The organism is Dissulfurispira sp., from assembly GCF_036745535.1.
GTDB lineage: Bacteria > Nitrospirota > Thermodesulfovibrionia > Thermodesulfovibrionales > Dissulfurispiraceae > Dissulfurispira.
In genome coordinates, this window is record NZ_DAIOFX010000029.1 from 1 (window position 1) to 18,648 (window position 18,648).

At 44.0% G+C, this 18,648-nt stretch carries 20 protein-coding genes; 9 read left to right on the forward strand and 11 right to left on the reverse strand.

Annotated elements, in window-relative coordinates; all coding sequences use genetic code 11:
* Positions 1–82: 82 nt before the first annotated feature.
* Positions 83–2,203, reverse strand: a complete 2,121-nt coding sequence (locus V7L97_RS06535; RefSeq protein WP_333654377.1) for a RelA/SpoT family protein — start codon at positions 2,201–2,203, stop codon at positions 83–85.
* Positions 2,204–2,244: 41 nt separating this feature from the next.
* On the opposite strand from V7L97_RS06535, the gene murA reads away from it, so the two are divergent.
* Positions 2,245–3,501: a UDP-N-acetylglucosamine 1-carboxyvinyltransferase gene (murA, locus tag V7L97_RS06540; protein ID WP_333654378.1), complete on the forward strand. Its 1,257-nt coding sequence runs from the start codon at positions 2,245–2,247 to the stop codon at positions 3,499–3,501.
* Here murA and V7L97_RS06545 read toward each other — a convergent pair.
* Together V7L97_RS06545 and V7L97_RS06550 are read right to left on the reverse strand one after the other, a co-directional pair.
* A complete protein-coding gene (locus V7L97_RS06545; RefSeq protein WP_333654379.1) occupies positions 3,491–3,916 on the reverse strand; it encodes a PIN domain-containing protein in 426 nt (141 codons plus the stop codon). The genes murA and V7L97_RS06545 overlap by 11 nt on opposite strands.
* Positions 3,913–4,140 carry a hypothetical protein gene (locus V7L97_RS06550; RefSeq protein ID WP_333654381.1) on the reverse strand — a complete coding sequence of 76 codons (228 nt, stop codon included), beginning with the start codon at positions 4,138–4,140 and terminating at the stop codon, positions 3,913–3,915. Before V7L97_RS06550 ends, V7L97_RS06545 begins: the two co-directional genes overlap by 4 nt.
* A gap of 408 nt (positions 4,141–4,548) precedes the next feature.
* On the opposite strand from V7L97_RS06550, the gene V7L97_RS06555 reads away from it, so the two are divergent.
* Genes V7L97_RS06555 through V7L97_RS06565 form a run of 3 tightly spaced genes read left to right on the forward strand, consistent with a single transcriptional unit; the run spans position 4,549 to position 5,666 of the window.
* On the forward strand, positions 4,549–4,938 hold the full coding sequence (locus tag V7L97_RS06555; protein WP_333654382.1) for a hypothetical protein: 390 nt from the start codon (positions 4,549–4,551) through the stop codon (positions 4,936–4,938).
* Between the two features lie 3 nt (positions 4,939–4,941).
* Positions 4,942–5,190: a hypothetical protein gene (locus V7L97_RS06560; protein ID WP_333654383.1), complete on the forward strand. Its 249-nt coding sequence runs from the start codon at positions 4,942–4,944 to the stop codon at positions 5,188–5,190.
* A gap of 17 nt (positions 5,191–5,207) precedes the next feature.
* Complete coding sequence (locus tag V7L97_RS06565) at positions 5,208–5,666, forward strand: hypothetical protein (protein WP_333654384.1); 459 nt, start codon at positions 5,208–5,210, stop codon at positions 5,664–5,666.
* Positions 5,667–5,781: 115 nt separating this feature from the next.
* Here V7L97_RS06565 and V7L97_RS06570 read toward each other — a convergent pair whose 3' ends face one another.
* The gene (locus V7L97_RS06570) at positions 5,782–6,318 is read right to left on the reverse strand and encodes a hypothetical protein (RefSeq protein WP_333654385.1); all 537 of its coding nucleotides are present in this window, start codon (positions 6,316–6,318) and stop codon (positions 5,782–5,784) included.
* Positions 6,281–7,486: a DNA mismatch repair endonuclease MutL gene (gene mutL, locus V7L97_RS06575; protein WP_333654410.1), complete on the reverse strand. Its 1,206-nt coding sequence runs from the start codon at positions 7,484–7,486 to the stop codon at positions 6,281–6,283. The genes V7L97_RS06570 and mutL overlap by 38 nt, the downstream gene beginning before the upstream one ends.
* A gap of 36 nt (positions 7,487–7,522) precedes the next feature.
* On the opposite strand from mutL, the gene V7L97_RS06580 reads away from it, so the two are divergent.
* On the forward strand, positions 7,523–8,617 hold the full coding sequence (locus V7L97_RS06580) for a 3-methyl-2-oxobutanoate dehydrogenase subunit VorB (protein ID WP_333654386.1): 1,095 nt from the start codon (positions 7,523–7,525) through the stop codon (positions 8,615–8,617).
* Positions 8,618–8,653: 36 nt separating this feature from the next.
* Here the strand turns inward: V7L97_RS06580 and V7L97_RS06585 are convergent, their stop codons facing one another.
* The 3 genes from V7L97_RS06585 to infB form a co-directional block, all read right to left on the reverse strand.
* A complete protein-coding gene (locus V7L97_RS06585; RefSeq protein ID WP_333654388.1) occupies positions 8,654–9,625 on the reverse strand; it encodes a DHH family phosphoesterase in 972 nt (323 codons plus the stop codon).
* Positions 9,622–9,975, reverse strand: coding sequence for a 30S ribosome-binding factor RbfA (gene rbfA / locus V7L97_RS06590; protein ID WP_333654390.1), 354 nt, complete (start codon positions 9,973–9,975; stop codon positions 9,622–9,624). The genes V7L97_RS06585 and rbfA overlap by 4 nt, the downstream gene beginning before the upstream one ends.
* Positions 9,976–10,077: 102 nt before the next feature.
* Complete coding sequence (infB, locus tag V7L97_RS06595) at positions 10,078–12,507, reverse strand: translation initiation factor IF-2 (RefSeq protein ID WP_333654392.1); 2,430 nt, start codon at positions 12,505–12,507, stop codon at positions 10,078–10,080.
* Positions 12,508–12,629: 122 nt separating this feature from the next.
* Between infB and rpmB the strand changes: the two genes are divergently transcribed.
* Together rpmB and V7L97_RS06605 are read left to right on the forward strand one after the other, a co-directional pair.
* Positions 12,630–12,821 (forward strand): 50S ribosomal protein L28, encoded by a 192-nt coding sequence (gene rpmB, locus V7L97_RS06600; RefSeq protein WP_333654393.1) that lies wholly within the window; start codon positions 12,630–12,632, stop codon positions 12,819–12,821.
* A gap of 32 nt (positions 12,822–12,853) precedes the next feature.
* Positions 12,854–13,300, forward strand: a complete 447-nt coding sequence (locus tag V7L97_RS06605; RefSeq protein ID WP_333654394.1) for a DUF721 domain-containing protein — start codon at positions 12,854–12,856, stop codon at positions 13,298–13,300.
* Positions 13,301–13,332: 32 nt separating this feature from the next.
* On the opposite strand, the gene clpX is transcribed toward V7L97_RS06605, so the two are convergent.
* From clpX to tig, 3 genes are all read right to left on the reverse strand, one after another.
* Entirely contained in the window at positions 13,333–14,574 is a 1,242-nt protein-coding gene (clpX, locus tag V7L97_RS06610) for an ATP-dependent Clp protease ATP-binding subunit ClpX (protein ID WP_333654395.1), read from the reverse strand.
* 89 nt (positions 14,575–14,663) lie between these two features.
* Positions 14,664–15,266: an ATP-dependent Clp endopeptidase proteolytic subunit ClpP gene (gene clpP / locus V7L97_RS06615; protein ID WP_333654397.1), complete on the reverse strand. Its 603-nt coding sequence runs from the start codon at positions 15,264–15,266 to the stop codon at positions 14,664–14,666.
* Positions 15,267–15,269: 3 nt separating this feature from the next.
* Complete coding sequence (gene tig / locus V7L97_RS06620) at positions 15,270–16,505, reverse strand: trigger factor (RefSeq protein WP_333654399.1); 1,236 nt, start codon at positions 16,503–16,505, stop codon at positions 15,270–15,272.
* A 139-nt stretch (positions 16,506–16,644) separates the two neighbouring features.
* Between tig and V7L97_RS06625 the strand changes: the two genes are divergently transcribed.
* Entirely contained in the window at positions 16,645–17,760 is a 1,116-nt protein-coding gene (locus V7L97_RS06625; protein ID WP_333654401.1) for a 4Fe-4S dicluster domain-containing protein, read from the forward strand.
* Positions 17,750–18,604 (forward strand): FAD/NAD(P)-binding protein, encoded by an 855-nt coding sequence (locus V7L97_RS06630; protein ID WP_333654404.1) that lies wholly within the window; start codon positions 17,750–17,752, stop codon positions 18,602–18,604. Before V7L97_RS06625 ends, V7L97_RS06630 begins: the two co-directional genes overlap by 11 nt.
* Positions 18,605–18,648 lie beyond the last annotated feature (44 nt).

Consider the following 18,648-nt stretch of genomic DNA (forward strand, 5'->3'; position numbering starts at 1 on the left):
ATGTTCCTTAAGTCAATTCAGACTGGTAAGTATGTCTATACCAAGTGCCAAAGTTAAGGCCAAAGTTAAGACGGTCATTATTTTATCGCCTTACATTCAGGATTCCGTCCATCTGTGAAATCTTGCTTACAAGGTTGATGAGCTGGTTCCTGTTCTTGATTTCAAGGGTGAGCTCAAAGAGCGCCCTTTTGTCATGTGTGGAGTTTGCCTTCAGAGAGCTGATATTCACATCAGCGGATGATATGAGGGCGCTGAGATTGGCCAGCATTCCAGGCTTATCGATGCTCTCGATGTAAAGCCTTGCCGGAGACGTAATATCGCTGTCTCTGCTCCATTCTACATCAATCAGCCTCTCGGTATCCACAGCAAGCCTTTCGAGGTTACTGCATTCCTTCATGTGGATAGTAACCCCTTTGCCCTTTGTAATAAAACCGACTATCCGGTCCCCCGGTACAGGGAAACAGCACTTTGCCACATGGTACAGCACATTGTCTATCCCTTTGATAGTAATAACGCTGCCTTTCTCTCTTGGAGGTCTTGTCAGCTTCGGCATCTCCACATCTTCTGTCTTTCCGGTCTTCTCTGGAGCAAGCCTGTTAACCGCCTGGTGGGCCGACATCTTTCCGTATCCTATGGAAACATAAAGGTCTTCGAGGGATTGGTGGCTGAAATATTTCAAAACATCGTTCATCTTATCCGACTTCAAGATCGAGAGGGCAAGTCCATGCCTCCTCATTTCTTCCTCCACCAGCTTTGTTCCAAGCTCCATGCTCTGTTTCCTCTCCTCGGTCTTTATCCACTGTTTTATCCTGCTCTTTGCCCGCTGGGTGACCACGAACTTGAGCCAGTCCTTGCTCGGCCCGTGGGAGGGAGAGGTTATAATCTCAACCACATCGCCGCTGTTCAATTTATATCTCAGAGGGACTATCCTGCCGTTGACCTTTGCCCCTATGCACTTATGCCCAACCTGCGTATGGATACTGTAGGCAAAATCAACGGGGGTGGAGCCGATGGGAAGTTCTTTTATATCGCCATTCGGAGTAAAGACATACACTGTTTCAGGGATTACCTCTCCCTTGACAGCCTCAAGGAATTCCTTTGCATCAGTGATCTCTTTGACCAGTTCCCTGAGCCATGCTATAAACCTGGTATTCTTTTCATCGATGCTGTCCTTTTCCTTATACCTCCAATGTGCAGCTATGCCCTCCTCTGCAATCTCATTCATGTCATCTGTCCTTATCTGGAATTCCACCCTGTCTCCTCCGGGGCCGACCACAGTGGTATGAAGGGACTGGTACATATTGGACTTTGGAAGGCTTATAAAGTCCTTAAACCTTCCTGGGACGAGGGGCCATAATGAATGTATGATACCCAGTATATCGTAACAATGGCTAACAGTATCCGTTATTATCCTGAGGCCGATCACATCATGCACCTGTTCAAAGGGTATCTTCTGCTGCATCATCTTCTGATAGATGCCGTAGTAGTGCTTAACCCTTCCCTTGACCTTTGCAGGAATCCCTGCAGCGCCAAGCTTTTCGGAGATCGCGTTCCTGACCTCATCTATGTACTTCATCTGGTCTTCTTTGCGTTTCGCAACCTTTTTATGGAGGTCGTTAAAGAGGTCGGGCATTAAGGCCTTAAAGCTCAGGTCCTCAAATTCCGTCCTGAGCCATCCTATTCCCAGTCTATTGGCGAGAGGGGCGTAAATATCGAGGGTCTCCGATGCTATTCTCCTGCGTTTTTCTTCGGGGAGATGTTTGATTGTTTTCATATTGTGAAGTCTGTCAGCGAATTTGATAAGTATAACCCTCACATCCTTTGACATGGCAAGGAGCATCTTCCTGAAGTTCTCTGCATGGGCATCTTCCCTTGTCTTAAACTCAACCTTGCTCAACTTTGTCAGCGCATCCACAAAGAATGCGATCTCGCTTCCGAACATCTCCTTTATATCTTCGGTTGATGTGCCTGTATCCTCCACTGTGTCGTGTAGAAGTCCTGCAGCAATAGTGGCGGTGTCGAGCTTCATGTCTGCGAGTATGTCTGCCACAGCTAAAGGATGGTGTATATATGGAGAACCCTCAACCCGCTTCTGGCTGCAATGGGCCTCCCGCGAAAAGATGTAGGCCTTTTTTATTACCTCCACATCAGCCTTGGGATTATAGGAGAGGATTTTTTCTATGAGTTCATTAATTGTCTTCATGTTTTATTATAACTCTTTTGAGATATGTTAAGATATTTGTCATGGACAAACTGGTTATCAGAGGGGGGAAACCACTCAAGGGAGAGATTCGGATAAGCGGTGCAAAGAATGCTGCGCTGCCCATCATGGCCTCAACCATCCTTGCACACGGGGAACACAATATTGAAAGGGTTCCACACCTGAGAGATGTCATGACCATGGGAAGGCTGCTTGCCAATCTCGGCGCCGGTTTTCATTTCGAAAATAATAAAACCGCCATCGATTGCAGCAAGATCAAGAATTTCGAAGCACCATATGACCTTGTAAAGACCATGAGGGCATCAGTACTCGTATTATGTCCCCTTGTGGCAAGATTCGGAAGGGCAAGGGTCTCCCTGCCGGGAGGGTGTGCCATTGGTGCCAGACCCATAAACCTCCACCTCATGGGCCTGGAAAAAATGGGCGCCAAAATAAAACTCGAATCAGGGTATGTAATTGCAAAGGCCAATCGTTTAAAAGGAGCATCAATATATTTCGATACCATTACCGTGACAGGGACAGAGAATCTCATGATGGCTGCTGTACTTGCAAAGGGCACTACCGTACTCGAAAATGCAGCACGGGAGCCGGAAGTAATTGACCTCGCCAACTGCCTTATTGCAATGGGTGCGAAGATTAATGGTGCGGGCAACAGTGTCATCGAGATAGAGGGAGTGGATGAACTAAAGCCCATAAACAATTACAGGATAATTCCCGACAGGATAGAGACCGGGACATTTATGGCCATAGCAGGAATCACCGGAGGAGATTTAGTACTTAAGGACTGCAAACCCGAACACCTCGATGCCGTAATAATGAAATTAAAGGACACAGGCGTTGTATTTAAAGAGACCAAAAAGGGGTTCAGGGTAATAGGGCCTGAAAGGCTCACTGCAAAGGATGCAAAGACAATGCCTTATCCTGGATTTCCCACAGACATGCAGGCGCAGTTCATGGCAATGATGACAGTCGCAAATGGAACAAGCGTTATAAAAGAGACCGTATTCGAAAACAGGTTCATGCATGTGGCGGAACTGAAGAGAATGGGTGCTGACATAAGCATAGAAGGCGGAACAGCCACGATAAAGGGCGTTGAAAGGCTCAAAGGAGCGCCTGTAATGGCTACGGATTTAAGGGCATCAGCATCCCTTGTTGTAGCTGCATTATGCGCTGAAGGAGAGACCACAATTCATAGAATTTATCACCTCGACAGAGGATACGAAAAGATGGATGAGAAACTCGGAAAAGTCGGGGCTGATATTGAGAGGGTTAGTGGTTAGCTGAAAGATAATCAAGAATATCTTTTGTATTCCAGACCTTAATCCCTGAAACTGCTGAGAAGTCTTTATCATTTGTCCATATTCCATCGTTTTCAATGGCAAGCGCAAGAGCCACGAATGTAACGTCCTTTTTGTCTCTATGACCAATAAGACCCTCGGCCTTCTTTATGTAAGGTTTTACTATTTCCGAGGTTACGATCGTAACTCTTTCCAAGAGAATAGAAAATAAAACAGTGAGTTCATCTTTTGTCAGACCACTGAGTTCAGCGATCTTTTCTTTATGCCTATTTATTTCGTCGACGGCATATTCAGGAAGATAGAAATCAAAAATCGGCATAAGCAATACATGCCTGTTTATTGAGGATTCTTTAATTAAGGCGGAAATAAGGATGCCGGTATCGAGGATTAATTTCAACTCTTACCCTGATATTTACCGGAAAGCCCTTTTTTAATAGATTTATTTAATAACTCAGCATCCTTGCCGGACAGTTTGCTCTTTTTTACAATACTGTCAAGCAGTTCGATTTTTTTGGTATAACCCCAGAGGGCATCTGAAACAATTTTATCCCATTTAATATCTTTATGTTTGCTTATTGTCTTTTTTACTTCGACAGGAATTTCAAAACTTACCTTTGGCATATCTTTACCTCACTATTAGTTGTTAATTACAGAATAGAGGATTTCAAAAAAAATGTCAAAAAAATTGACCCATTTTCACCCATTTTCCATTTCAAGCATGATACAATATTACTAATTGCAGAATATGCATGAAACTAAATGTTAGTCACAGAAAATGGAAAAAGAATTGCAGCATAGATTTCCTGAGCAATTTAATATCCTGAAAGATTTGTTTGGAGACAATATAAATACAAATCGGTTAAATAAAATTTTCCATGCATGCGAAGAAGCATGGGAGAGTAATCTCAAAAATTTTCATAACTCTGAGGTTAAATACCTGCTAATTGGCGAGGCTCCTCCTTGGAGGGGAGAAGGTAAAGAGATAAGTTATTTTTATCTTAACTTCAAAGGCAAGTGGGTTAAACGTATTTGGAAGACTTTTTCCCATCAGATGCTATTGATAATAATATTAATATATGTCTTAAAAAATTAGCAAAAGAACAGTTTCTCTTAATAGACTCTTTGCCTTTTGCCATGGATTATACAAATAAAAGAAAACATCCAAAATATTTTGAGCTATTAAAATCTTGTTCAGATTACTTGCTTTTAAAATTACAAAATCCAAAAATTAAATGGTCAGAAAATGTAAAAGTTGCGCTTGCTTTCAAACTCAATGGTGAGAAATTAATTGAAGCTTTCCAAAATAGGCTCAGATTGTCAACTGGGCAAGTATTGAAACTTGAAAATACTCAAATTGCCATTGATGGCAGTAATTATACAAGCAGTAAAAATTTGAGAGAGATTTTTGGGATAAAATAGAAGATGGCTATATTCAGGTTTTATTCACAAATGGGTATCGAAATAGACATCGAGATCGACACGACAGTAATCTATGACTACGATGGAAGTGAGATATATCCAGACTTGCTTCCAAAACCAAGCCTGTGTGTAATATGCAAAAAAGATGACAGGGGAGGCATAGATGAAATCCAGTGTGTTTTGACTCGAGTCGGTCAAAGAGAAGGAAATAATTTTGAATGTCATAGATACGAACCTAAATTCAAAAGATAACTTTCACTTCACCTTGCATGAAAGAAAATTTAAGAGAAAAATTTAAAGGCGGTATCATAGAAGGCACTATAAAAAATATGGAAACAGGAGAGATTTCAAATGTGAGGCATTATCTTTTCGTTACTGACCTTGAGTTATTCGCAATTGCAAAAATAGAGCATATAGAGAGTTCTGAACTACCGGACAATTCCTTCCAGATTTTGGTTGATTGTAGTGGACTGGACAGTATAGGGCAGGTTTTCCAATTGGATTTGAACTTCACTCCTGACTTTGCAGAAACGAGGAACAGAATCCTTGAAGACCTGAAGATTGATTCGATCTTTATCGTTAAAGGGGCATATACCATAACCAAAGACACAAATCCTCCTCATATCACACTGCATGACCCTTATTACGAGCCTGTCTATCCCCAGTCTTTTAAAGAAGAGATACGGGAGGTTTTCAGGGTAAATGGTGATCGTCCAATCCGAGTTTAAATTCCTTGGCACAAATAGCAAAGGCTTTAGACATACTTGTAAGCGAATTGTTTCTCCGCGAAAAAGAGATATTATTCGGCAGGGCAGAAAAAATACTACTTCCTAAACATCTTCCTCAACTCATCCATAGATATGAAAATCCTTGTCGGTCTGCCGTGGGGCAGGAGTTCGGATTATCAGTGTTATCGAGGTCTTTCAGTAGTCGGGCAATCCTTATGCCGTAGGGAACTTCTCTGCCCCTTATGGATTTATGGCATGCCAGCTTTGCAGCAAGCACTTTTCTTACTGAATCAATTGGCTCAAGCATATTATTCCCTTGCCCCTTAACCCTTAACCCTTGACCCTCATTTATTAACGATGCCGCCATATCGCTCATCAATGCATTCAAATCAGCATCCCTCAAAAATTCAGGAAGACCCCTTATGATTAAAGTCCCGTGACCAAAATCTTCCACATCAAGGCCGAGGTCATTTAAAACTTGCAGATTGTCCAGTATCACCTTATATTCGCTGCCCTGAAGCTTAATCTGCTGCGGGAAAAGAAGCCTGTAAGATTGTATATTATTACCCTTTAAGAGCCTTTCGTAATTGATCCTCTCGTGGGCTGCGTGGTAATCAATTATCGTGATACCTCCTTTTTCCGGAACTGCCACAAAGGTGTCGCCGAGGTAAATCGCCTGGATAGTATCGGTCGTCACATCGCCGTAAAGGGATAACGGTTCTGATATTCCAGACATACCATTTTGGAGTGATGGAGGAACAGAAGAATGGAGTGTTGGAGGGGATGGAGTATTGAGAAGTTTTCTCTGTAGCTTTTTCATCACTCCAATACTCCATTACTCCATTCTTTAATGCTTCTTTCGCTGCTTGATGCACAAAATTAAACACACTGCTCTTGTCCTCAAACCTCACTTCCCTCTTTGTGGGGTGGACATTGAAATCCACTTTCTTTGGGTCTATTCCCATAAAAAGCAAAAATACAGGATGTCTGTCTTTTGGTATCAACTCTTCATATGCCTTATAAACAGCATAGGTTATTGGCTGGTCTTTAACAGGCCTGTTGTTAATAAACAGGAATTGGTTGTTTCTGTTATTTCTTAAATTCGTTGTCTTGCCCAGAAAGGCCTTGATACTTATTCGACCATCTTCAGCTTCGGTTTCCATCAACTCATTCACAAAATCTTTTCCAAAGATCTGCACGAGCCTTTCCTTATAAGATGAGGCGGGAGAAAGATTCAATACATCGTCACCGTCCATTCTCAAAACAAACCCTGTCTGATAATGGGATATTGCCTCCCGTGTCACCGTATCGATAATGTGATAATTTTCTGTGCTGTCTGATTTAAGAAATTTACGCCTCGCAGGCGTATTAAAGAAAAGGTCTTTTATCTCAATGGTTGTGCCTATTGCAGGGCAATCCTTAATCTCTTTTACATCTCCACCGATAATTTCTATACATGTTCCTGTTTCATCTTGATGCGAAGTAATTAATCTTACCCTTGAAACAGATGCGATGGATGAAAGGGCCTCTCCCCTGAAGCCCATGGTTTTTATATTAAAGAGGTCGTGTTCATCTTTGATCTTGCTCGTGGCATATCTTTCAAAGGCAAGCAGTGCATCTTCCCTGTCCATGCCAATGCCGTTGTCTGAAACCCTGATAAGTCTTTTGCCTGCTTTTGCAACATCTATCTCGATCCTTGAAGCCATGGCATCTATGGAGTTTTCCATAAGCTCCTTTACAACAGATGCAGGACGCTCAACTACCTCGCCCGCAGCGATCTTATTGCGGAGATTTAATGGAAGGACATTGATTCGCGGTATGGATTATTTTAACACAATCTTGCTATAATTCTTTTTGTGAAAAATCTTGTTAAAACTCCCCCCCTTGCTCAGAAAAAAATCCTGATGAAGGGCAATGAGGCCATTGCAGAGGCTGCAATACAGGCTGAATGCAGATTCTACGCAGGCTATCCAATAACACCCCAGAACGAAATCCCGGAATACATGTCATGGCGCATGCCCGAAGTGGATGGCACATTCATTCAGGCAGAAAGCGAACTGTCGGCAATAAATATGGTATTCGGCGCATCTGCCTGCGGTGCAAGGGCAATGACATCTTCAAGCAGTCCTGGAATAAGCCTGAAACAGGAAGGAATATCATTCCTTGCAGGTGCAGAACTTCCAGCAGTTATCGTGAACATGCAGAGGGGCGGGCCGGGTCTCGGCAATATCTCGGCAAGCCAGGCAGACTATTTCCAGGCAGTAAAGGGAGGCGGACACGGAGATTACAGGCTCTTAGTTTACGCCCCGTATAATCTACAGGAACTCTGGGATCTGACGATGTTAGCTTTTGATAAGGCTGATGAATATAGAAACCCTGTCATGATACTCGGCGACGGAATACTCGGACAGATGATGGAGCCCTTTGTTCCGACGCCATATGCAAAGCCGGAACTCCCGGAAAAAACATGGGCACTTACAGGATGCAAAGGCAGAAAACCGAATGTCATAAAATCCCTTTTCATGGGAGAGGGAGAACTGGAACAGAGAAACTATATGCTTCAGGCCAAATACCAGAAAATGAAAGAAAGGGAAGTAAAATTTCAGTCATACAATACACATGATGCAGAATTGATCGTGGTTGCCTTCGGCATTGCAGCACGCATTGCAACGGCTGCTGTCAGAAGGCTGAGGAACGAAGGTCATGGAATCGGCCACAGAATCGGATTATTCAGACCAATAACGCTCTTCCCTTTCCCTGAAAAACAGATAAGCGACCTATCAGATAAAAACAGAAGATTTATTGTCGTGGAATTGAATGCAGGGCAGATGGTTGAAGATGTAAGGCTTGCGGTTAATGGAAGATCCGAAGTGCTCTTTTACGGCAGGCCAGGCGGTGCGATCATCACGCCGGAGGAATTGTATGAAAAGCTTTTAGAAGTATTAGAGTAATGGAATATATGTCAGGTGCTGCGAAAAGAGGAGTCTCTAAGCAGTGTCTGACATATAAAATCGCTTAACTTGGGTTAGAATCTCTTTCTTCGCTGTCTCAAAATCAGCCTTTATCCTGCAGCCGGCAGCGTTTTTATGCCCGCCGCCTCCAAATGCCTCTGCAATACGGGCCACATTTATATCGTCCTTTGACCTCAGACTTATTTTGTAATGAGTATCATCTATCTCACGGAAAAGTACCGAGACCTGCACATCCTTCATAATCCTTGGGAATTCAACAAAATGTTCCGTATCATCTGGAGATGTGGATGTCTCTTCAAACATCCTCCTTGTCACCTTAACAATGGCAGTCCCGTCTTCCCTCTCCAATGTATTAAGAACCCTCATAAAGAGATCGAAACGCCCTTCAGACCAAGCCTCAAAAAGCCATCTATAAATCACATGGGGTTTCGCACCTGCCTCGATTAGGTCCGAGGCAGCTCTAAGGACTCCCGATGTGGTGTTTTCGTACCGGAAATTGCCTGTATCCACAGCTATAGCTGCATAGAGATTTACTGCCATGTCTTCAGTAATCTTTATGCCGAGTTCTTTTATGAGATGATAAATCATGAGCCCGGTAGCTGCCGAATCAGGCATCACCCATCGTATATCTCCGAATGGCCTTTCGGATTCGTGGTGGTCTATAACAGCAGAAATTTGAAATTTGAGATTTGAGATTTGAGATTTGTCTGTTGTAATGCGGTCAATGTCATTGCAATCCACAAGGATGATGTTCTCAAAATCCTTTACATTATCGAATGTATGAAAACCTTCGTGCCCCGGCAGAAATCTATACTGGTGAGGCACAGGGTCCTTGCATAGAAGGACCGTTTTCTTTCCAAACCCTTGAAGGGACATTGATAATGCAATAGCCGAGCCAAGACCGTCGCCGTCAGGGTTTATGTGGGTGGTTATAAGAAACCCATCTTCTTTTCTCAGGAAGTCCAGAAGTTCTAAAGGTGGCATCATATATCGCGTTTCTCTTTTATCTCTCTCAGCAGTTTATCAATCCTGTCGCCATGCTCTATCGACCTGTCAATCCTGAATTCAATGGTAGGAATAAACTTTGTTCTCACCCTTTTCGATATTTCGCTGCGTATAAGACCCTTTGCCGAATTCAGTATTTCGACAGTGATGTCCTTATCTTCTTCTTTCATCACGCTTATGAATATCCTTGCAATCTTCAGGTCTTCTGACATCTCCACATCGGTAACGGTGACAAATCCAAGGCGGGGATCTTTTACCCTTCGCATGATTATGTCTGCGATTTCTTCCCTGAGGAGGATGCTTAATCTCTGTGATCTCTTATATGGATGCATGGTTAAAGATTAGGTAAAGGCAAAGGTATAGGTAAAGTTAAGAAAGTCAGTTTTATATTGTCTGCAGTTTATCTTTACCTTTACCTATACCTCTACCTGTTTTTATAGCTTTGCTGCTATTTTCTCGATGATGTAATTTTCGAGTATATCCCCGACTTTAAAGTCGTTGAAATTCTCTATCATAATGCCGCATTCGTAGCCGGTCTGCGCCTCCCTTACATCTTCCTTAAATCTCTTCAATGATGCAAGCCTTCCCTCATAGACTACTATATTATCTCTTATGACCCTGATACCATCGCTTGCGCGGCTTATCATTCCGTCTATGACATAACAGCCTGCAATTGTACCGAGTCTCGACACCTGGAATGTCTGTCTCACTTCTGCCCTGCCTAGGACCTTCTCCTTAAGTGTAGGCTCCAGCATTCCTTCAAGCGCCTTTTTCACGTCCTCGATGGCATCATAAATTATGTTATAAAGCCTTATGTCAACGCCTTCCTTCTCTGCAAGCTGTGAAGCCTTGAGTTCGGGTCTGACATTAAAGCCGATTACAATCGCGTTGGATGCAGTGGCGAGCATAACATCCGATTCATTTATACCGCCAACAGCAGCGTGGATAACCCTCACCTTCACTTCTGGGTGGGTTATACCTTCAAGCGCGCTCTTTATGGCCTCAACAGAACCCTGCACATCTCCTTTTATAACAATGCCAAGTTCTTTTATCTGTCCTTCCTTTATCTTCGAATACAGTTCGTCAAGGGTCAGCTTTTTGTGTCGTGCAGCCTCTGCAAGCCTCTGCTTCTGAAGCCTCGCAAGTGCTATCTGTCTTGCCTTCTTTTCGTCTTCGACACAGGTAAAGACATCACCGGCGGTAGGCACTTCCGAGAATCCGATAATCTCAACCGGCGTCGATGGCCCTGCCTCATTTATCTTTTTACCCGTATCATCGATGAGTGCCCTCACCTTACCCGATGCGGCTCCTGCAACAAAGGCGTCTCCGACCCTCAATGTGCCCGATTGAATAAGCACCGTTGCAACCGGCCCTCTACCCCTGTCGAGCTTGGCTTCAATAATTGTTCCCCGTGCGGATCTATCGGGATTTGACTTGAGCTCCATTACCTCTGCCTGGAGCAGTATCATTTCCAACAGGTGCTCGATGCCTATCTTTTTCTTTGCTGAAACCTCAACAAAAATGTTCTGACCGCCCCACTCCTCGGATACAATTCCATGTTCTGCAAGCTCGTTCCTAACCCTTGCCGGATTTGCCTCCGGTTTGTCTATTTTGTTAATAGCCACAACAATAGGCACATTTGCTGCCTTTGAATGGTCTATTGCTTCTATCGTTTGCGGCATTACGCCATCATCTGCAGCTACAACGAGAACAACGATATCCGTAACCTTCGCACCCCTTGCCCTGAGCGCAGTAAATGCCTCGTGGCCGGGTGTATCAAGGAATGTTATATCCTTGCCCTGAAACGATACCTTATACGCACCTATATGCTGTGTAATGCCTCCTGCTTCTGTCTCGGTCACCTTTGTTTCCCGTATTGCATCCAGCAGGGAGGTCTTTCCGTGGTCAACATGTCCCATTATGGTAACGACAGGCGGTCTATGAATGAGATTGGCAGCTTCCTCCACAATCTCTTCTATGACGTCGATCTGTTCCGGAGCAACAGTTTCAACTTTAACTCCAAAGCCATCTGCTACAAGCACGGCAGCATCCATATCCACAGGCTGATTAATCGTCGGCATATATCCCATTTCCATGAACTTCTTGATGACATCGGGAATCTTATGTCCTATCAGCTCTGCAAACTCTTTTACTGTCGTGCCCTCTTCCAGCTTTATGGATTTCTTTCTCGGCGCCGTTATCTGGGGAGCAGGCGCTGGCTCTATCTTCCTGAATCTGTCCCTGAACTTCTTTGTCGGCTTTTGTTCAACCCACTTCTTTGGCTCTATCTTCTTGATTGTCTGAAATGCCTTCTGCATCCCGGGCTTTACCTTGAACTTCTCTACCTTCTCAACTTCTATCTCCTTTTTGAATCTATCCGGTATCTTTGTCTCTACTTCCTCTTCGGGAATGACAATGGGCGGAACACTTATCTCTACTTCCTTTTCTTCGACTTCCCTCTTTTCTTCTTCCTTTACGACAGGTTTAATAGGCTCCGGTCGTTTTTCTATCTTCTCAATTTTTTCGGGTTTCTCTACTATTTTTGCTTCTTCAATTTTCTCTATCTTCTCTGCCTTTTTAACCTTCTCGATTTTCTCGACCTTCTTTTCCTCTACTTTTTTCTCTATTCTGGTCTCTTTTGCAGGCGCTGCTTTTTCCTTAGGCTTTGCAACCTTTACAGGCCTGAATATCTGCCTTATCCTGTCTGCTTCTTCGATGCTGAGTTTTATGAGAGTTGTGCCCTTTTTGAACTCTACACCCCTCATTCGAGCCAGCTCTCTTACTATATCGGTAGATTTTACATCTATCCCGGATTCCTTTAATTCCTTTGCCAGTTCGGTGCTTTTTATTTCCTTATCAGGCATCTATGTTTTAACTCCAATAAATTCAAGTGGGAAGTAAGAAGCGGAAAGCACTTCCTATTTCCCATTTATTAATGCTATCATAAAAAACTTTTTTTATGCAATTAACAAAGGAGGAAGGTCGTATGGCAAGCTGTTCTGTTTGTGGAAAGAAAAAAACAGTTGGCAACAATGTAAGCCACGCAAATAATAAGACAAAGCGCGTCTTGATGCCGAATATCCAGAGGATCAGGGTTGTAACTGATGGCGGAGGTACAAAAAGGGCATACGTTTGTACAAGATGCATACGCTCAAAGAAAGTGGTAAAGGCAGCGTAGGAACACCGTTGGAGTGATGGAGTAATGGAGTGATGAAAAAAGTAGGCACACTCCTCTCCTCCATCTTCAAAGATCTCGGCATTGAAGATAAAATCAGACTCAATTCAATGCAGGAGGAGTGGCATAGGCTATTCAATGAGCCTCTGTCCCTGCACACCTATCCTGTGGATATAAAAGACGGAGAACTGACCATAAATGTCGATTCCCCTGCATGGCTTGGCCAGTTGAAGTTCTTTAAGCATGACATAATAAAAAAACTTCAAGCATACAATGTCAGTTCCGTTAAATTCAAACACGGAAGGGTCTATCAGAAAAAGGGGCAAGGGGTAAGGGGTAAGGGGCAAGAAGATTCAAAACAACTCCCCAAATCCTTCACGGATTCTGAATTTGCATGGATAAATCAGACCGTTTCAACAGTATCTGATCCCGAGCTTCAAGAAAATATCAGGAAGGCAATAGAAAAAGCAATGAGCAGATAAACACCTATAGCCTATTGCCCATTGCCTGTTTTTTACGCTGATTCCGCCTTCTTTTCGTAAACTATTATCGGCTTTTCTTTCTTTGTGACAGACTCTTCGTTTATTATGCATTCGGTAATGCCACCCTTAGAGGGTATCTCATACATGACATCGAGCATCACGTCTTCCAGTATTGCCCTCAGTCCCCTTGCTCCAGTCTTTCTTTCTACGGCCTTCTTTGCTATGGCGGCGAGAGCGACGTCTGTGAACTTCAGGCGGACATCGTCCAGAGACAGGAGTTTTTGATACTGCTTTGTCAGGGCATTCTTGGGCTCTGTCAGTATCTTTACCAGCGCTGCCTCATCCAGCTCATCTAAGGTCGCAACAACAGGAAGCCTTCCTATGAACTCAGGGATAAGGCCATATTTCATCAGATCTTCAGGCTCTACAAGGCTAAAGACATTGCTTATCTTCTTCTCCTTTATGCTGAGCATTTCTACGCCAAACCCTATGCTCTTTTTGCCTGTCCTCTGCTCTATTATCTTATCGAGTCCTACAAAGGCGCCGCCGCATATAAAGAGGATGTTGGTTGTGTTAAGCTGTATGTATTCCTGCTGCGGGTGTTTCCTCCCTCCCTGCGGAGGTATATTAGCCACTGTCCCTTCTATTATCTTTAATAGGGCCTGCTGAACGCCCTCTCCGGATACATCCCTTGTTATGGAGGGGCTGTCTGCCTTTCTGCTTATCTTGTCTATCTCATCGATGTAGATTATCCCCATCTGTGCCTTTTCCACATCATAGTCCGCTGCCTGAAGGAGTTTCAAGAGAACATTCTCCACATCCTCACCCACATACCCTGCCTCTGTTAGGGTGGTTGCATCCGCTATAGTAAAAGGCACATCGAGGAATCTGGCCAGTGTCTGGGCCAGAAGTGTTTTACCTGTACCTGTCGGCCCTATCAGCAGTATGTTGCTCTTCTGGAGCTCCACATCGGTTTTTGAACCGCTAAATATCCTCTTATAATGGTTGTGAACAGCAACCGAAAGTATTTTCTTTGCCCTTTCCTGTCCTATTACATAATCATTCAGGAACTTATGTATCTCGACAGGGGTCGGCAGTTTCTTTGATAAATCCCTGTCGGATACATGAAGTTCTTCATCTATTATTTCATTGCATAGACCCACGCACTCATCGCATATATAAACCATGGGGCCTGCGATCAGCTTTTTGACCTCATCCTGCCCCTTCCCGCAGAAAGAGCATCTGAGAATGCTTTCACCTGTCTTTTTTGCCATCAAAACCTCCAAAAATGAGTTCAAGAGAAAAAGAGTTGATGAGTTAATGAGTTGTTTTAAAACTCGTCACTCCTGAACTCCTTAACTCTCTAACTCTTTTTCTTCGTCTCCTTTATTGTGGCTATCACGTCATCCACTATGCCGTAATCCCTTGCATCATTACCGGACATAAAGAAGTCCCTTTCCGTATCTGCCTGAACCTTCTCTAATGGTTGTCCAGTGTGCCTTGCAAGGATTCCGTTCAGTGTCTCCTTCATTCTCAATATCTCTTTCGCGTGTATCTCCACATCAGTCGCCTGCCCATAAAAACCGCCTATGGGCTGGTGTATCATTATGCGGGAATGGGGAAGGGCAAACCTCTTGCCCTTTGTACCCGCACACAAAAGCAGTGCACCCATGCTCGCTGCCTGGCCGATACAGTATGTTGCAATGTCCGGCTTGACATACTGCATGGTGTCGTATATTGCAAGGCCTGCTGAAACAACGCCTCCCGGCGAATTTATATATATATGTATATCCTTGTCAGGGTCTTCTGTCTGAAGGAAAAGCAGTTGGGCTATAACCACATTGGCTACATTGTCGTCTATGGCCGTGCCGATGAAGATTATCCTGTCCTTGAGAAGCCTCGAGTAGATATCGTAAACCCTCTCTGTCCTTCCTGTCTGCTCTATAACAATAGGAACAATGTTCATAAATTACTCTCCTTTTTCTATTTTCGCCTTATTCAAGAGAAAGTTTAGCACCTTCTTTTCAAACACCGACTGCTTAAGCCCTTCAAGAGAGCCTTCCTTCGCCATATAATACTTCATAACATTCTCGGGAGAGACATAAGACCTCTGGGCAATATTCAGTATCTCCTCTTTCATATCCTCATCGGAGACATTTATGCCTTCTTTTTCTCCTATCAACTCCAGCAGAATAGATGCCCTTACGCTCTTTTCTGCGTGGGGCTTTATCTCTTCTCTGATCTCCTCGTCTGTCCTCTGGTCATTGCCTGCAGCCCTTACCTCGCCTATTATTCTGCTGATCTCGGCATTAAGCAGGCCTTCCGGGACATCAAAGCTGTGTGACTCTATAAGCTTATCGAGGATCTCCCTCTGCTTGGTCCTTTCCGCATCTCTATTCTTAGATGCAATTATATTCTCCTTCACCCTATCCTTTAATTGTCCTATGTTTTCGAAACCCATATCCTTTGCAAACTCATCGTCAATGGCAGAGAGGTTGCGCCTCTTGATATCCTTCATCTTTACTTCAAACTTGAGTCTCTTTCCTGCAAACTGGGTCTGTAAATCCTCAGGAAAGCTTGCCTCAATGATAAATTCCTCATCCTTTTTCTTGCCGACAAGTCCGTCAAAAAACTCCTGTGGATAAGGGCCGCTGCCGACCTTTAAAACAACATCATTCGAAACGGTACCTTCAACGGTATAATCAATAGTTACGAGGTCTCCGGCGTTTACCGCGTCATCTACAGACTCGTATGTTGCCATTTCTTCTGCGAGCCTGTTTAAAACGGCATCCACCTCTTCATCCCTGACCTCTACAGGAACTTCCTTAACGGTCACATTTTCATAATCGAGATTTTCCACCCTTGGCCTCACCTCCACGGAAACGGTCATGGAGATGGGCTCGTTCCTCTTAAAGTCAAAGGACTCCTCAACAACAGGCCTTGAAACAGGCGTTATATCAGCCTCTTTTATTGCCTTGAGATAGTATTCCAGTATGATCTTTTCCAGGACATCGGCTTCTATTTCCTTGCCGAACTTCTTTTCTATAAAATGCATGGGGGCCTTGCCCGGCCTGAAACCGGGAATCCTTGCCATTTTCTGCGCCTCGTTGAGGCCTCTTTTTATCTCGGACTCTATGGCCTCTGCTGGAACCTCTATTTTAAGCCGTTTTTTTGTGGACGATATATCCTCCAGTGCCTTTAACAATTTCTCCTCCTTCCACACCCCTTATTTTTATGGAAATCTTTAAAATTTTGATTGACTTTTGGATTTTTCTAGTGTAACACTTAGTTATATGGCTTTGTCAATTTAATGGGCAGAAAACTTAAAGCCGCATAAGGAACACATGACAAAGGCTAAAATAAAAAAAGACCATCTAAAACTAATCTTTGACCGCCTGAAAACCTCCCACAAGATTATCGGCCCGAAGGTAGAGGGCAATGTTATAGTCCTTGCAAAAATTGCAGATTTTCACGACATCCCTGCCGGTTACAAAGAGCAGCAGGGTAGAGGCACTTACAGGCTCGGCAGCGGCAAAGAGCCTCAAACCTTTTCATTTTCAGTAGGTCCTGACTCCTTCAAACGGTTCATGAGTCCTCCAGTCAGGGAAAATTTCGCTTTTAAAAAATCGAAAAAGGGAATATCAATAAATCAAAACTCCTCTCGGGTCAGGGAGATTTCAACGGCATTTATCGGTATGAGGGCATGCGACATAGCGGCATTAAGGCTCCTCGATAAGGTCTTTTTGGAAGGACCTGTAAAAGATGTCGGTTATGATTCATTGAGGAGAAACTCTCTAATAGTCGGCATCAATTGCCTGTATCCAGGTGATAATTGTTTCTGCAGTTCCATGGATGCCGGACCCGAGATAAGGGATGGCTTCGATATGGCTGTCACAGAGCTTGATGATTCGTTCCTCCTTGAAATAGGGACAGCCAGGGGGAGAGAGATACTAAATGGTCTGCCGATAGATGAAGTTAGTGATAAAGACTTGAGTGAAAAAGTTTCGAAAATAGAGAACTGCAAAAAGATGATAAAAAAATCAATCAAAGTCAGCGAGCTGCCCTATCTCATCTACAGAAACCTCGAACATCCGCGATGGGCCGATGTTGCCGGACGATGTCTTGCGTGCGGCAACTGCACACAGGTTTGCCCCACATGCTTCTGCAATTCAAGCTATGACAATCTCCAGTTGTCAGGCATCTCAAAAAAATTACCCGAACTCTCAGGCGCAAGGATAAGGACATGGGATTCGTGTTTTTCCACAAATTTCGCGCGGGTACATGGAGGCAACTTCAGGCCTTCGAGGAGGGCGAGATACAGGCAATGGATGTCCCATAAACTGGCATACTGGATAGACCAGTTCGGTTCGCCGGGATGTGTTGGCTGCGGAAGGTGCATCACGTGGTGTCCGGTAGGAATCGACATCACACAGGAACTGGAGGCATTGCATGCACGATAAATCTATACCTTTTGAGGCAACAATAAGGTGGATAAAAAAAGAGACCAGGGATACTGCTACCTATGCCCTGAAAATAAACAGCAGGGAGATACAGAGGACTTATACCTTTAAGCCCGGACAGTTCAATATGCTATATATACCGGGCATAGGCGAAGCCCCCATATCCATAAGCTCCGCACCCACAGACCATGAGATCATGCATACAATCAGGATCGCCGGTGATGTCACCACTTATATATCGAGGCTGAATGCTGGCGATGTCATAGGAGTAAGAGGTCCCTTTGGCAGCAGCTGGCCGCTTGAGGAGATAGAGGACAGGGACCTGATGATAATCGCCGGAGGAGTAGGCATTGCGCCGTTGAGGTCTGTCATAAGACATATACTTATGAGTGGAGGGGGGAAAAAGTCTCCCTCACGGACTCCCATCGGGAAAAAGTTTATCCTTTACGGTGCAAAAACGCCAAAGGACATGATATTCAGGGACGAATTCCCGAGGTACATGGATGCCTTTCAGGTATTTCTCACTGTGGACAAGGCAGACCCGGAGGAATACTGGAGGGGTGAAGTCGGTCTCATAACAGGGCTTTTGAATAAAGTCTCTTTCAATCCCCTTAACACAGTGGTCTTTACATGCGGGCCTGAAGTGATGATGCAGAGCATGACAAAGGATCTGATATTGAGGGGTGTGCCGGGAGAGAAAATATTCATATCAATGGAAAGGAACATGAATTGTGGCATGGGTGTCTGCGGGCATTGCATGTTCGGACCGAAGTTTGTTTGCAAAGATGGCCCTGTATTCAGGTTTACAGATATAGAAGGATTTTTAGGAGTTAAAGAGATATGAAAAGGCCGAGGATAGGCGTATTCAAGTTCACATCATGCGATGGC

Bases quoted from the DNA above. Each gene is read 5' to 3' on its own strand.
- murA (WP_333654378.1), top strand. From the start codon at position 2,245: ATGGACAAACTGGTTATCAGAGGGGGGAAACCACTCAAGGGAGAGATT.
- V7L97_RS06605 (WP_333654394.1), top strand. From the start codon at position 12,854: ATGAAAAAAGTAGGCACACTCCTCTCCTCCATCTTCAAAGATCTCGGC.
- V7L97_RS06560 (WP_333654383.1), top strand. From the start codon at position 4,942: ATGGCTATATTCAGGTTTTATTCACAAATGGGTATCGAAATAGACATC.
- V7L97_RS06585 (WP_333654388.1), bottom strand. From the start codon at position 9,625: ATGATGCCACCTTTAGAACTTCTGGACTTCCTGAGAAAAGAAGATGGG.
- clpP (WP_333654397.1), bottom strand. From the start codon at position 15,266: ATGAACATTGTTCCTATTGTTATAGAGCAGACAGGAAGGACAGAGAGG.
- rbfA (WP_333654390.1), bottom strand. From the start codon at position 9,975: ATGCATCCATATAAGAGATCACAGAGATTAAGCATCCTCCTCAGGGAA.
- rpmB (WP_333654393.1), top strand. From the start codon at position 12,630: ATGGCAAGCTGTTCTGTTTGTGGAAAGAAAAAAACAGTTGGCAACAAT.
- infB (WP_333654392.1), bottom strand. From the start codon at position 12,507: ATGCCTGATAAGGAAATAAAAAGCACCGAACTGGCAAAGGAATTAAAG.
- V7L97_RS06625 (WP_333654401.1), top strand. From the start codon at position 16,645: ATGACAAAGGCTAAAATAAAAAAAGACCATCTAAAACTAATCTTTGAC.
- V7L97_RS06550 (WP_333654381.1), bottom strand. From the start codon at position 4,140: ATGCCAAAGGTAAGTTTTGAAATTCCTGTCGAAGTAAAAAAGACAATA.
- clpX (WP_333654395.1), bottom strand. From the start codon at position 14,574: ATGGCAAAAAAGACAGGTGAAAGCATTCTCAGATGCTCTTTCTGCGGG.
- V7L97_RS06630 (WP_333654404.1), top strand. From the start codon at position 17,750: ATGCACGATAAATCTATACCTTTTGAGGCAACAATAAGGTGGATAAAA.
- V7L97_RS06565 (WP_333654384.1), top strand. From the start codon at position 5,208: ATGAAAGAAAATTTAAGAGAAAAATTTAAAGGCGGTATCATAGAAGGC.
- V7L97_RS06535 (WP_333654377.1), bottom strand. From the start codon at position 2,203: ATGAAGACAATTAATGAACTCATAGAAAAAATCCTCTCCTATAATCCC.